The organism is Aequorivita vitellina (assembly GCF_022008365.1).
Lineage (GTDB): Bacteria > Bacteroidota > Bacteroidia > Flavobacteriales > Flavobacteriaceae > Aequorivita > Aequorivita vitellina.
The window spans coordinates 190,115-205,010 of sequence record NZ_JAIRBA010000002.1 but is presented as its reverse complement, the minus strand read 5'-3'; the positions used below and the strand labels follow the sequence as shown (position 1 = coordinate 205,010).

The 14,896-nt window shown below is 38.3% G+C and carries 8 protein-coding genes; all 8 read right to left on the bottom strand.

Features of this window, described 5'->3' with window-relative positions:
* Nucleotides 1-4: 4 nt before the first annotated feature.
* The 8 genes from K8089_RS01860 to K8089_RS01830 all read right to left on the bottom strand — a co-directional run bounded on the left by K8089_RS01860 (nucleotide 5) and on the right by K8089_RS01830 (nucleotide 14,839).
* The gene (locus K8089_RS01860) at nucleotides 5-2,095 is read right to left on the bottom strand and encodes a gliding motility protein RemB (RefSeq protein ID WP_237601564.1); all 2,091 of its coding nucleotides are present in this window, start codon (nucleotides 2,093-2,095) and stop codon (nucleotides 5-7) included.
* A gap of 106 nt (nucleotides 2,096-2,201) precedes the next feature.
* Nucleotides 2,202-2,984 (bottom strand): energy transducer TonB, encoded by a 783-nt coding sequence (locus K8089_RS01855; RefSeq protein WP_237601563.1) that lies wholly within the window; start codon nucleotides 2,982-2,984, stop codon nucleotides 2,202-2,204.
* A 114-nt stretch (nucleotides 2,985-3,098) separates the two neighbouring features.
* Entirely contained in the window at nucleotides 3,099-3,821 is a 723-nt protein-coding gene (locus K8089_RS01850; protein ID WP_237601562.1) for an energy transducer TonB, read from the bottom strand.
* 54 nt (nucleotides 3,822-3,875) lie between these two features.
* The gene (locus tag K8089_RS16685) at nucleotides 3,876-4,286 is read right to left on the bottom strand and encodes a VanZ family protein (RefSeq protein WP_407932372.1); all 411 of its coding nucleotides are present in this window, start codon (nucleotides 4,284-4,286) and stop codon (nucleotides 3,876-3,878) included.
* Complete coding sequence (gcvH, locus tag K8089_RS01845) at nucleotides 4,252-4,632, bottom strand: glycine cleavage system protein GcvH (RefSeq protein WP_237601561.1); 381 nt, start codon at nucleotides 4,630-4,632, stop codon at nucleotides 4,252-4,254. The genes K8089_RS16685 and gcvH overlap by 35 nt, the downstream gene beginning before the upstream one ends.
* Nucleotides 4,633-4,658: 26 nt before the next feature.
* The gene (gene sov, locus K8089_RS01840) at nucleotides 4,659-11,867 is read right to left on the bottom strand and encodes a T9SS outer membrane translocon Sov/SprA (RefSeq protein ID WP_237601560.1); all 7,209 of its coding nucleotides are present in this window, start codon (nucleotides 11,865-11,867) and stop codon (nucleotides 4,659-4,661) included.
* Between the two features lie 3 nt (nucleotides 11,868-11,870).
* A complete protein-coding gene (gene ruvA / locus K8089_RS01835; protein ID WP_237601559.1) occupies nucleotides 11,871-12,452 on the bottom strand; it encodes a Holliday junction branch migration protein RuvA in 582 nt (193 codons plus the stop codon).
* Nucleotides 12,453-12,544: 92 nt separating this feature from the next.
* Nucleotides 12,545-14,839 (bottom strand): NADP-dependent malic enzyme, encoded by a 2,295-nt coding sequence (locus K8089_RS01830; protein WP_237601558.1) that lies wholly within the window; start codon nucleotides 14,837-14,839, stop codon nucleotides 12,545-12,547.
* Nucleotides 14,840-14,896 lie beyond the last annotated feature (57 nt).

Below are 14,896 nucleotides of genomic sequence, written 5' to 3'. Positions count from 1 at the left end.
ACCGCTAAAAATCGTAATACCAGTTAAACAAATCTGTGCGCACACCAAAGTTAACCCACGTAGTTTGGTTTTTGAAAACACTTTGCGTATTTATTTCAGGGTCGAAACTTCTAAAGATAAAACTTCCGTAAACTTTCAAATTAGTGGCTGGGTTAATAATATAACCTGCCTGTACTTCGGCGTGGAAAAAATCTGTTGTATTCCCCTGCGCTAATTCGTTTCCATTATCTGAGATGCGGTCGTCTTCGGTACCATAAATATCACTACCGTAGAAAAAGGAATCTTCCGGGGTATTAAATTCGAAGCCGCGTTTTGCAACGATAAATTTGGCATCGCCATAAATTCTCCCCTTTTGGTAGCGCGCTATTCCTATAAATTCTGAAAAATTGGCACCGAGCGTATGCGCCAAAGCTTGATTGTTATGTCCGTAATTTAGTACAACGGTATTGTGCGAGTACGTATATGGGCGTACGCGATTATACTCAGACTGCAGGTAGAGATTTTTTATTCCGAAAGCGTCGTAATACTTTAACCCAAGCTGCACACCCGTTTTGTTTTTATAACTTCCTTCGCCACCAAAAACATCACTTTTAGAAAATTCGTCGATAATAAGTTGCCCATAAATATTGACGCGGTCGTTCACTTTATATTTTGCGGCAAGCCCAATTAAAGCGTTTCCACCCCGAGAGCCAGTTGAGAATTGGATGGCCTGATAAAAAATGATTGGGTTTAAATAATTCATATCAAAACCCCGATTATTGTCGTTCTCCCAAACTACAGATTCAAAAAAACCAACATTCAGTTTCTTGGTTATATTATAACTCAAATAATGATTTGCAACAAATTTTGTGCGAAATGAACCATCTTCAGTAACTGCCGGACGCACATCGCGAAGAGACATCCAGGTGTTGGTGTATTTCAACTTCCAAAAAGTAGTATTTAATTTGAAGTAAGGATACGAGCTTGCATTGTCACTCATTAACAACGAACGGTAACCATCGCCTAAAAAGGTTTTACCGTGGCCAAGCTGCAGATTGAAATATTTTGAAGGTGTATATGAAAGATATCCAGTGGTCATTGGGTAATCGTAGGAATCTTCCTTAAACTCCTTCGCTATTCCACGCCCCGGAATAATAGCAGGGTTTCCCCCATCGGGACGAATAGATTCTGCATAACGGTTAAAATAATCTGCAAAGCGACCCTGACTTTCATAAACAACGCCAAAAAAACCAATTTTATCTCCAAGCCCACCTTGAAGAAAAACCAATCGGGTGTTATTATAAGTGTTAATATCTGCGTCTAAGTCTTTCCCAACTTGTAAATCTACTCCCGGATCTAAAGTAATCCAATAATCTTTTCCTTTAAAGGTGACAAAATGCTCATTCCAAAGTTTTCGACTAAACCACGAAGTTCCACTTTTTGCTATTTCATTATTAGCGGCCTGAAAATCGTAATATTTATTTACTTCTGAATAAATATATGGTTTTTGTGCAGTGTGATTATTTAAACCCACTCTGTTTAATGCAGGATCGAACAAGCTATAATTATGGTGCGACAACGGAATATTAATATTGCTGCTGTATTCTTCATTTAAATACGGAAGGTTTACAAGCGCATCGTATTCTTCGGTTAGGGCGTCTTTTTCACTTTTTTCCGTTACTGCCGTAGTTTGAAAAATATTTTCGCCCGGTGCTACTAACGGAATTGCAATGGGCAGTGTAAATTGTATATAGGCAGGCTTGCCATTGTACGTTGCCGGAGCTACTTGGGGAAGTGATTTAAAAACGCGGAGGGTTTCGGCACGCAATTCTTCATAAATAGCATCGGTGTAAAGCACTTTGAATTTCCCTTCCTTGGTAATTTCAAAAAGCACGTTTACATTTCCTTTGTAATTTTTTGTGAAAACAATTTCGGGAACTTTAAAATTATTAAAAATGAATTGTTGCAACGTATTGACAAAACAGTCTTGCAATGCGGCTTCTTCTGCTGTTTCACATTCCTTAAAAACAGGATATTTTTGATATTGCGCCGAAGGTATTTGTGCTAAAGAAACAATTGAAAAACAAAAAACTAAAAGGCGGAGAATCTGCTTCATTGGGTACTAATTGTTTTAAAGCCGAAAGATACAGTTTTTTTATAACGACCGTAATCAAAAAAAGCTCCCATTTTTCGGAGAGCTTTTTTGAAATGCTAGAGATGGTTTAATGAATTTGAAATGCGATTGGCACAGTATACATTACTTCAACATTTGTATCGCCCTGTTTTCCAGGTTTCATTTTTGGTAGGTTGTTTACAACACGTTGAGCCTCTTTCTTTAAGTTTGGGTTATGCGAATTGGCTACTACATCTGTAATATACCCGTTGGAATCAATTTTAAAATTTACGTAAATTCTATATGTTTGGTTTGGGCCCAAATTTTCTAAGTATTCCTTTCTAAAGTTTTTATTAATAAATGCATTGATTTTTGAAGACATACATTCTATCTTTTGGTTGTTTGTCGCTAGCGATTCACAACCGGGAAACACGGGAACAAATTCTACATTTAATAATGTTCTTGTGCCGGTTGTAACTGCCGGCATTTCTATTTTTGGTTTTGTTACAATCGGTGCTTCAATCATTGGGCCATCGGTTGTTGCAATGGGCGTTTCAATAATTGTAGCAGTATTTGGCTTTACATCAAACACAGGACTTTTGGCCGCTCTGTTCACCGGTGTTGGTTTTACAACTACATTTTTTTTAGGCGCTGGGAGCTCTGGTTTTTCAATATCCAATTCATAAGCAATGGTATGAGGTTCTTCAAAACTATAAGAGGTGTTCGTGCCAATTGTATGTTTTTGAATTTCAAAATCGGTTTGTACAATAATGAAAACAGTAAGTAAGCTAACGATTACTCCTATTTGAAAAAACAAACGTGAATTCCAACGGATATTAATTTGTTTTTTATCAGCTCTTTTGCTCGGGGTATTTTTAACGGTTGCTTTCATAATGAAGTGATTTTAATGGTTACACTTTTATATTTAACAACTATCGCGCCAAAACGCTAAAAACCCCGTCTTTACTAGTAAGGACGGGGTTTTAAAAATTATTGAAAATTCTATTTACTGAATATCGAACACTATGGGAAGTGAATAAAGTACCCCAACTGGTTTACCTCTTTGTTTTCCAGGAGTCATATCTGGAAGATCTTTAACAACATCCATTGCTTCTTTTTCCAAACGCGGATGTGGAGCACGTGCACGTACATCTACTACTTTTCCGCTTTTGTCAATTTTAAACTGAACGGCTATACGTTGTCTTCCTTCCAAACCAAGGTCTGATGCAAGGTTGGTGTTAAATTTTTTATTTATAAAGGCACTAATTTTAGAAGACATACATTTCTTCTTAGCGTCGTTACCTTTTTCTCCTTCGCAACCAGGATATACCGGTACATTTTCAATTACAGCAAAAGGTACATCGGCAATTTCTTCTTCTACCACTTCTTCTTTAATCTCCTTTACCTCAACAATTTTTTCTTCTTGATTGGTTTCGGTAGATTCTATAATTGTTTCTTCCACATCCTCTTCGTCTTCAATAACGTCAATTACTTCGGGAGCTGGTGGTGGTGGCGGTGGTGGTGGAGGAGGTGTTAATTGTTGTGTAATTGGAACTTCTTCTAAAAGTTCGTCACCAACGTCGAGCTTTCCAAAGTCGGCGTCAGATTTATCGTAAGATTTCCATTCAATAGCTTGCCATGCAAGAAAAAGCATAAGGACCATACCTAGTTGAAAAAACAACATGCTTTTTCGGCTTACGTCTGCTTTCGGATTTTTTTTAGGTTCCATAATAGTGGGTTTAACGTGATGCTAAAATATAGAAATTATCATTGAATTTAAAACTTAATTAAAATATTTAGGCTTTAATTTATGTTTTATGTTTTTGAAAAAAAAGATTCCTAGTAGCGCACCCAATAAATTTGCGGCAACATCTAGAATATCTGCACTTCGTGAATCGGTAAATAGTTCTTGAAATATCTCAATAATTATGCCATAAAACAATACTGAAAATAGTATTATTAAAATCAGCTTATTTTCAATCTTCAAGTTATTTCTAACATAAAAGTAGAGTAACCAAAGGTTGATTAAAATAAAATAGATTGAGACATGAATTAATTTATCTGCTTCAGAAATTTGTGTTTTGGGCAAATCTTGGCTCGAAAGAAAAAACAGACACGTGATTGCGCTACTATAAAATAGTGCTACCAGCAGTAAGTTTCTACCCACCAATAATTTCTTTATAAGCGGCGTCATCAAGCAGATCGGCTATTTCATCGGGGTTAGAAATTTTTAATTTTATCATCCAACCTTCACCGTAAGCATCACTATTAACATTTTCTGGCTCAGATTCTAAATTTTCGTTAAATTCAATTACCTCACCCGAGAGCGGCAGGAATAAATCGGAAACTGTTTTTACGGCTTCTACGGTGCCAAATATATCACCTCTATTAAGGGAATCGCCTGTTGTTTCTACATCTACATAAACAATGTCGCCAAGTTCACTTTGTGCAAAATCGGTAATACCGATGGTTGCAATATCGCCTTCAATCAAAACCCATTCGTGGTCGTCTGTGTATTTTAAATTTGATGGTACATTCATAATTATAATATATAAGAGTTTGTTTTTTAGTTTCCAAAGTTATATCGCAACGTAAATCCACTCCTTATCGTTGTTTGAGGGAAAGCCGTTGAAATGGCATATTCAGAGAAGGTATGATCGTAATAGAACAGCGCTGTTAGATTCTTGCTGAGTGCGTAATCTACCGAAAGTTGCGCGCCATATATGGTTTGACCAGCTGTAGTTTGATTGTTTACAATATCCAAATACCTAATTATAGTAATAATATCTCTTCGGGAAAGATCTACTTTAAAGTTTAAATCGCTTGTAATAACCGATTTTTTACCACCGAAATTAGTTGAAATTCGAAGGTCTTTAATTCTATATCCAAGCCCAATAATGTATTCGTTTCCTTTTATCTCTGTAAGTAAATTATTTGCAAAACTTAATGACAGCGCACGGTCTTTACGCATTTCGGCAAGTATTTTAATCGAATTATTCATTTCAAAATCCATGCGTAATAACGGTGAAAATTGTTCGGTTAAATTAACATTGGTCAGTAATGTTTTCACTTTAAAGTTACCGGATTGATCTATTGCTTCTGGCGTATTTGGATCGTAATCTAAATTAGACTGAAATTGGTTTACCGTATAAGCCGCGCGGTATCCGTGCGTAAGTGAAAAACGTTTGAAATTTTTCTTAAACCAAGGAATATTCATTAAACCGGTGTATTTAATATCCCAGTTTGGAAGCGGTATATCTCTAAAAATTCCCGTTTTTTCTTTTGAAGCATTACTACCTTTATAGGCCGCAAGAAATGCAGGCAATAAAACATCCTGACTGTTGCGCCCAAACCCAACTGGGAAACCTAATGAATCGCGCGGTATCGCCGCTCCTTGATAATGGTCTTCCGCGAGCCTGTTTGCAACTAGTAATCTATTATTTCTGAAATCGTCAAAAGCAGCCGAACCAGTTTCATCACTGGCACCAAAGGCCGTTTTAATTAATAGGGTAGAAATATTGAAATTACCAAAAGTGTTTGGTGTTAACGATTGGTAAAGATCGTTTTGAACAATATAATTTTCTGAATAGTTTTCTGAATAAATTCGACTTCCATTTACGTCAATCGTCAAATCATTAATAGGCTCCAGATTAGCTTGAATGTCCATTTGGCGACTTTCAACTTCGGTGTACTGTTCGTTAAATTCTGGATAAAGTGTTAACCAACCCTTGCGTGCGGCTAACTCCCGTACATCTGCTTGGCTTCCAAAAACAAAACCTGTAGTGGGCTTTAAAGTACCAATAAACCCTATTGAAGGCTGATAACCCGGCAAGTAAATACCATTGTTTTCTTGGTAATTAAACTGTACCTTTTTAAGCATTGTTGCCAAACCAATAACCGTGTTGATAGCTTTATCGCCAGCATTTAAGCCGCCAGAGTTAGCACCACCACTTAATACGTTTGGCGTTCTTGATTTTCCACCAGTCAATGTATTATTTTGCTCTGCCTCTAATTTACTTTCTCTACTGGCCTTACCTTCCTTTTCAGAATTTTCATTTGCGCCACCATCGCCAGAGGCACTTCTACTTTTACTCTTTCTAATTTTAGTTAGCCCAACATAACGGTAAAAACCATTCATGTCTAAACTAGAATTAATTTGATGTGTGCTGGCATTTTGAATAGCGTTTCCTAAATTATAAACATTTCTACTGCCATCGCTCAGTTCAATTTCAATTTCGTTGAATTGGGTACTTCCACGCTCCCATTGGTAATCACCCGTGTATGAATACGTAGCTCTAAGGAATTTTAAGAATGGAAATTTACTAAATGGCAAATCGTAATTTAGCTGAAGCGATTGAAAATGTTGATTTGGATCGCCCACATCGAAGAAGCCATCCCATACCCCAATTTCGTTATTAACGTCGCCATTTTCGTCTAAATAGTTGTTCACAACCATATTATTTGAAGACGTAAAGTTAAAACGCAACGACTTGGTTAAATTATGATTGATGGTATATTGCCAGTCGAAAAGATAATTGCGTTGATACAAAACAGGCAATCCTTTATTACCCGGAAGTAAATTGATTTCTCTAAATTTCTGCTCGTTATATTGACGTGTAATATTGGAGCTAACCGAAATATTCGTCGGCAAATAGTTAAAGTTGAAATCTTTTAAAAACTGCCAATACTTGCCGGTAAACAATGAGTCATTCTTTTTAAAAGGCTCCACAGGTTTAGCCGTAAAATTGTAATTGTACGTGGCGCCGGCACGAACACTTTGTTCTAGAGCATCTTCCACTTCAAAATCATGATGATCTGTTTGATTGTATGAAAATGAACCGGTTAAGTTTTCTACATCGTACACTTTCGGTTTGCCTTCTCCAGTTCGTTCTTTCCGCACGCCAATAAAGTTTACACTTTGGCGCTTGGTATAATCTACAGCTTGTTCCTTTATTCTGTCTTTTTCGGCTTGATCCTCGGTGTTATCTAATCTGGTATCTAGCTCTATATCTTGAAATTCGGGATCGTATTGGGGTGTAATAAGCTCTTCGGAACGTCCGTAATTGAATGGCACTTGAATGCCCCATTTCTTCGGAAGCAATTGTCCTAGATTTACGTTTGTAACAACATCATATTGCTGAAGATCTTCTCGACTGCGTTGATTAGGTCCTTGTTCAATTGAACCAAAACCAACAGTACTTCTCTTCCCCATGGCACTAACTGTAGCAAAATCGGCAATGTTTGCATCCATACTAACCACAGCAGCCCAACCGCCTTCGTTTTTTAGTTCAGACATTCGCAGTTCGTTGAACCATACTTCACCACATAAATCGCCGTTTGTACTGTTTCGCACCCCAATCATTATAGTACGTACATTTCCAAAACTCGGGTTACCTTTTATCCCAATTGTAAGTTCGTTCTCCCCTCCGGGCAGATCACCTTCAAGTTCAGATTGGGTGTAGAAAACAACATCGGTTGAATTTAACGGCGTTCGTGTTTTAACCTCCTGTAACAATGCTAAAGGAAGATTCAATCTGTTTGCCACGGGCCAAATTTCTTCGGCACTTCTCGCTCCAAAATTAGTTGGATTTAGCGGAATTTGCACTTCGTAATAATTGTTAGTAAGGTCATTACCCAAACGCATAAACGCAACCAATTGACCATCGCCCAATGCCGTTTCGTTCTGAAGCGATTCTGCGTGAATAAACATTTCCAGGTTTTTATACTGGCGCATGTCTACATTAAAGTTTTTATATACAGCGCGACCGTCATTAGGTTCTAAACCACAAACACGTAAAGAAAGTGATTGCTCGTTTTCGCGTATAATATTATTGTTGTTGTTTAACTCTTCGCGCTCAAGCCCGGGTGGTAATCTGTAAGGAATTGGCTCGCGATTTTCGTTTTCTTCAATACTTACGGCTTCCACTTCAAATAAAGTGTCGTCGTTTGATGGATCTTCAAAGGTTACGTTGTCTAGAGTCTTTTGGAATTTTCTATAATCGCCACGCACCAATTCCATAGTACCAAAACGCAAGACAGTGTTTTCAGAAAATTGTGAAAGGAACATGCGCATAAAACGAATGGATCTGTAATCTGAAATACCACCTTTTGCTTGGTCTGGTTTGCTAATTGGCACTTTAAATTGTACCCATCGTACCGGAATTACATTATTGTTTTGTGTAGTAACTTCCAATTCCTTTACATCGGAAATGTATCTGTTATTTTCTCTGTTCATTCCAGGGTAAACAGGAACGTTGTATTCAAAATAACTGTTAATCGTGTTCATAGTATTATCACGATTAATATCTTCTACATCGGGCTGCGCAGTGCTTCCACGATTAGTATTTGTGACTTCCACAGGAGAGTTACCTTCAGTACCGTTATATTTTAAATAGCGGTCTAAAATACTTCCTTCGGCTTGTAAAAAGTATTGATAATCATCATTTGAAGGATCATCGCCAAATTCTCCACCAAACTCTGCAATTTCCTGAGCATTGCTTAAACCATCCAACCCAACATCTTGATTTATTCGCTCTTGGCCTTGGGTATCAAAAGTATAGACAAGCGATTGGTTTAACGGCACTTTACCCCAAGAGGTTGAAGTAGTATTCGCAGTTCCACCATCGGGAGGCAATCCATTTTCGTATTGCTTTCTACCGTCTTTTAGAATATCTTCAGAAATACTTCCTAAGTTAAAGTTTATATTTCCGCCTTGGTTTCCGCTGGTTTCATCGTAAATAAACGGGTCCATTACCCAAAACTGAATATACTCCACGTTAGATTGTTCAAAATCTGTGGTTGTAAGCGGTCTCATTATCCCACCAAAATTGTCCTCTGGATTAGGTAACGTATTGGTGCCTGCCGCATCTGGATTAAAGTTATACTCACCGCGTTTTGACGGGTAGTATGCTAAATCTAACGTAAACAGTGCTTGGGTCTGCCCTTGAATAATATCTTGATTCGGGAAAATTTCGTTTCTAAAAACGCGACGGGTAAATGGCGAAGAAAGCTCTTCATCGTTAATACCTTCAGGTCGCTGGCTACTGTAAAATATAGGGTCTATTGTGTACCAAGCTAATTTAGCTCGTTTATAATTATATCGTAAATTATCATTTTCTAACTCGCCTCCATAATCTAAAGGAGTACTCGCTAAGAACCAACTTGCCGGCGAACTTATATCGTTACCAGTCTGTGAAGCTTCAAAATCATCAACATAAACTGTGGTTTTTCCATCAAAATCTGAAACTTTTGGAGCTCCCGGTTTTAGGTATGCAAATTCACCACGTAACGAAAGGTTAGATTCAACATCGGTATCTATGTTTGGAAGTTTATTTACCAAACGGGTAAGAAAAGGAACCTCGGTTGAATAATTTAAATTCATTCCAAAAATAGTGTTGTTGATTGGCTCAACCCCGTAAGAAGATTTTTGGGTCAACGGACGTTCGTTAAGGTTTAAATACGTAGCGCCTACCATAAACTTATCGCTAAATTTATGCTCCACATTTAAACCCGTAAAGCGCTTGCTCTGCTGTCCAAACAGTGAATTATTTTCGGTGCTAACAGAAATTGGAATGTTGCTATTTAGCAATGCAGGGTCCAAAATTTGCACCCTTCCCAATTGATAGTTTACGGTGTAATCTACACCTTCAACCAATGTTCTTCCCCCCGCAGTTACAGTAACCGAACCCTGTGGAATATTAAATGCGCCAATAGGAATACCATCAGCACCCGTAGATTTGTACGAACCCTTTAATTGAAATTTATTCTTTTCACTTTCCTCTTGTTCGGCTTGCGTTTTTGTTCCGGTATAAAGTGTTCTAAAAACATACTTAGCTTGGTTTGGGTTGTAGGTTTCCGGCATTGAATATGTAGCGGGCGCGTTGGACAGGCTCAATTTATCGAACAAATGCTTTCCGAAAGGTTCTACTGTTGTAAAGATAATTCTTCCGTTTTGTGCATCTACGGTTAACCCGGGTAAAAAGTCAAAGAAACCATCGCCACCTTGTTGCGGGTCATTATTAAAATTTAACCTATCGAGATTAAAGACTTTTAAAAGTATTTCGTCCTTTACATCTGGTGGAAGTTCCGCTCCAGCCTCGGTTAAATAGTTTAAGGGCGAAGGATCGGTATAAAGAATATTCAACTTAAAATCTTCCTTTTCTAATTGGTACCCTCCAATTGGGTAGATGTTTTTCATCATCAAATCCCAAATTGGCTCATTAACATTTGTAATGCTACTCTTCAAAAGTTTTACAACGAGGTTTTGTGCAAGACCGGTTTCCTGTTCTGGTGGGTTACCTGGGCCGCCATCGCCTCCGGGCTGGGTTCCTCCGTTTGCTTCAACACCATCGTTTGAAAATTCACCAACTTGATAAACTTTTCCGTTTACCGTAAACTGGTACGAAACTGCTAAAACTTCATCGTTGGTTAAACGCTGGTTTAACGAGATATATCCCAATTGTGAATTTAAGGTATATTCACCCGGATCTAATCTTCGAGCGCTCTCAAGGGTAACATAATCTATACCTTCATTAACTTGAACTCCCGTAAAACCGTCGCGCACGCGTGCTACATCACGAATTTGTGGGTTGAGCAAAGATGGTGGCCCGCCATTTATTCCAAAAGGATTAAAAAGGTTGTTATTGTTATCGGGATACGCATTTCTACTAGCTCTAATAAATCCTCCCGGCGGAACGTCTAAACCTATATTTGTTGGGTCGGACTCTCCAATATCTTGCAATGCCACAATGTTTCGAACATTGTCTGTACGACTCGTGCGGTTGGTAATCCAAACTTCCATTCGTGTAATTTGCACATTACTATTTATAAATGGATATTGCCCTAAAGCACGGTTGTAATTATCTCTAAAATAGTGACTTAAAAAGAAGTGACGGTTATCGTCGTAATCTAAAGCGAAAAGTTCAAAATCTGTAATAGTTGCACCTCCTTCGGCAGTAACAGTACGGGTTTCAGATTTTTGTTCAGAAAAAACTCCTGTAATTGTGGTATTTCCAAATTGAAGTTGTGTTTTAACACCAAAAAGACTTTGCGCCCCTTGAATTAACGAGCTGTTAAGCGGCATACTTACGTTACCCACTTCAATTTTTTGAATAATATCGTCTTCAGTTGGTGTGTATTCTAACTTAATTTGATTTTGAAAATCGAAGGTGCTTTCGGTGTCGTAGTTTGCATTAACTTGAAGTCTGGTTCCTACTTTTGCCAAAAGGCTTAAACTAATACGTTGGTCAAAATCAAACGAAAAATTGCTTCGGTTTCGCGGTGAATATTGCGGATTGTCCTGTTTTGTATAAAGCAAACCCAAGTCCATTTCTACAGAACCTTGTGGGATAACTTCAATAGAATTTCCACCAAAAATAGATTCAAAGAAATCTGAATTCACGTAAAAGGTAGGTAGTAAGTTTTTTTGTTGCTCTTCTGAACCTTCTTTCCGTCCATCGGCTGCATCAATTTTTTCTTTGAAATACGCCTTCATCTGCTCCTCTTGAATAAGGCGTCGATACTCCTCTGGTGTAAGAATAATGGGATAGGTAATTTTAAAACTTCCCAAAGTTTGAGAGTAAATGTATCTATCTGTTATGGGGTCGTAAGTATAAAGATTCTGAATGCTTGTGGGGTTTGGCAGATCCAAGCGCCCCATTTCATTTCCAACAGCTGTGGAATCCTGTGCCAATGAAACATTGCCAACAAATATAAAACTTACTATTGCTATCAGCTTAAAAAAGCTACCGTTGTAAACGTAATTTTTTGCCTTCAAATTTTACAAATTTTTTAAAGCTTGTTTAATGATCATTTCTACCGAAGCCAGTGGATTTTCTTTTACAATTCCATCCACCAGTTTTTCAGACTGTTTGCGAACAAAGCCCAGCGTCTCCAAAGCAGATAACGCTTCATTTTTATTAGTATTGTTTGTTCCTACAGAAATCGACGACAAACCGTACACTTTTAAAATTTTATCTTTTAAGTCTAAAACTACGCGCTGCGCGGTCTTAGCGCCTATTCCTTTTACAGATTGTATGGTTGGTAAATCGTTTTGCGCAATGGCATCAAGCACTTGCTCTGGCGCTAATGAGGACAGCATTGTTCTTGCAGTACTAGCCCCAACCCCTGAAACACTAATTAACAATCTAAATATTTCACGTTCTGCAACACTGGTAAAACCGTATAAAATATGGGCATCTTCCCGAACAATTAAATGGGTAAACAACTTAACATTTTCACTAGTGGGGAGTTCAGAAAATGTGTGCAACGAAATATTGATAAAGTACCCTACTCCATTACAATCTATTACTACGTCGGTAGGGTTTTTTTCAACCAGTTTGCCCTGTATATGGGTTATCATGTGTTAACGAAAACTTAAAGGTTCAAATATAGTATAATTATTTGCAACTGTCATTGGGGTTTTTGTGAAAATATTAGACAAGAAAGCGGCAGTTACTTACTTCCCTGTTCTCGTGCTCTTTTCTCTTTCTGTTGAGCATCGACAACGGCAACAGCCGCCATATTCACCATTTCCTCTACACTGGCTCCCAATTGCAATATATGCACGGGTTTGCGCATTCCCAGCATAATGGGCCCGATGGATTCAACTCCGTTTAGTTCTTTTAATAATTTATAATTACTATTTGCCGAATCGAGGTTCGGAAAAATAAGTGCGTTCACTTTTTTACCTGCCAATTTTGAAAACGGAAATTTCTTTTTGAGCATTTCAGGATTTAGTGCAAAATCTGTTTGTAGCTCGCCATCCACAATCATATCTGGATTGCTTTTGTGAAGCAAATCTACTGCCTCCCGTACTTTTGTTGCGTGCGGATCTTTTGAAGAACCGAAGTTAGCGTACGAAATCATTGCTATTACAGGCTCCAATCCAAACATTTTCATCGTGTAATTGGTCATTTGCGCAATCTTTGCCAGTTCCTTCGCAGTAGGATCAATATTGATGGAAGTATCGGAAAAAAACAGCGGACCGCGTTTGGTAAGCATCACGTTTGTGGTTGCTACTTTAGTTACTCCTTCAAATCTTCCAACGGTTTCAAATACGGGCACTACCACCGATGGGTATGAGCGCGCGTAACCAGAAATCATACAATCCACATCGCCTTCACTAAGCATCATTCCTGCGAAATAATTTCGTTCGGTCATTAATTTTTGTGCCGTGTAAAGTGAAATGCCGCTTCTTCTTCGTTTTTCCCAAAGCTTTTGCGCGTAATGCTGAAGCTTATCTGCATTTTCATCATTTTTTGGATCGATTATTTCAACATCTCCTTCAAAATCAATCTGCTCCATTAATTCGAGAATAATCTCTTTTCTTCCCAATAAAACAGGGATACCAATACCTTCTTCAAAAACAATCTGAGCAGCTTTTAAAACATCTAGATGATCGGCCTCCGCAAAAACAATACGCTTTGGCGCAAGTTTCGCACGGTTTAACAACAATCTAATTATTTTGTTGTCGCTACCCATGCGTTCGTAAAGCTCATCTTGGTATTTTTCCCAATCTGTAATAGCCGATGTGGCCACACCACTGTCCATTGCCGCCTTTGCTACCGCTGGTGGAATTGCAGCAATTAAGCGCGGATCAAACGGTTTCGGAATAATATACTCTCTCCCGAAGCCTAGTTTTGTTTCGCCGTAAGCAATATTTACTTGCTCTGGCACAGGTTCTTTTGCCAAAGCTGCAAGCGCTTTTACGGCAGCTTTTTTCATAGCTTCATTTATTTTTGTGGCGCGAACATCTAATGCACCTCGGAAAATAAAAGGGAAGCCAAGTACATTGTTTACTTGGTTGGGATGATCGCTACGGCCTGTAGCCATTATAATATCCTTTCGTGTTTTTACAGCCAGATCGTATTCAATTTCGGGATCGGGGTTTGCCATCGCGAACACAATTGGATTAGATGCCATACTTTTAAGCATCTTGGGCGTTACTATATCTTTTACTGAAAGACCAACAAATACATCGGCATCTACCATTGCTTCTTCCAAAGTATCAATTTTTCGACTTGATGCAAACTCGGCTTTTTCGTCGCTAAGGCTTTCGCGATCCTTGCGAATAACACCTTTACTATCAAGCATTACAATATTTTCATCTTTTGCGCCAAAGGCCTTGTAAAGTCGCGTACACGAAACAGCCGCCGCTCCGGCGCCACTGATTACAATTTTTACATCCAAAATATTTTTATCGGCAATTTCCAATGCATTCAACAATGCCGCGGCCGATATAATTGCCGTACCGTGCTGATCGTCGTGCATAACCGGAATTTGCAATTCTTCCTTTAGTCTTCGCTCTATTTCAAATGCTTCGGGAGCTTTTATATCTTCCAGGTTTATTCCGCCAAAAGTTGGAGCAATATTTTTTACGGTAGCTATAAATTCATCTATATTTTCAGTGTCAATTTCAATATCAAAAACGTCGATATCAGCAAATATTTTAAACAATAATCCTTTGCCTTCCATTACAGGTTTTGACGCTTCGGGACCAATATTTCCCAAACCTAAAACCGCGGTACCGTTTGTTATTACTGCAACTAGATTTCCTTTATTAGTGTATTTATAGACGTTATCAACATTTTTTTCAATCTCCAAACAAGGTTCCGCCACACCGGGCGAATAGGCCAAACTTAAATCGCGTTGGGTAGAATAACTTTTGGTGGGCACTACCTGTATTTTGCCAGGTTTTGGTTTGGCGTGATATAAAAGTGCTTCTCTTCTTTTGCTCTGTTTGCTCATAATTAAGGAATATTTTCGCCATTAATTCTATGGCTCGTTTTGCTAAATGCTTGGCAA

Bases quoted from the DNA above. Each gene is read 5' to 3' on its own strand.
- K8089_RS01860 (WP_237601564.1), bottom strand. From the start codon at position 2,095: ATGAAGCAGATTCTCCGCCTTTTAGTTTTTTGTTTTTCAATTGTTTCT.
- K8089_RS01855 (WP_237601563.1), bottom strand. From the start codon at position 2,984: ATGAAAGCAACCGTTAAAAATACCCCGAGCAAAAGAGCTGATAAAAAA.
- ruvA (WP_237601559.1), bottom strand. From the start codon at position 12,452: ATGATAACCCATATACAGGGCAAACTGGTTGAAAAAAACCCTACCGAC.
- K8089_RS01850 (WP_237601562.1), bottom strand. From the start codon at position 3,821: ATGGAACCTAAAAAAAATCCGAAAGCAGACGTAAGCCGAAAAAGCATG.
- gcvH (WP_237601561.1), bottom strand. From the start codon at position 4,632: ATGAATGTACCATCAAATTTAAAATACACAGACGACCACGAATGGGTT.
- K8089_RS16685 (WP_407932372.1), bottom strand. From the start codon at position 4,286: ATGACGCCGCTTATAAAGAAATTATTGGTGGGTAGAAACTTACTGCTG.
- K8089_RS01830 (WP_237601558.1), bottom strand. From the start codon at position 14,839: ATGAGCAAACAGAGCAAAAGAAGAGAAGCACTTTTATATCACGCCAAA.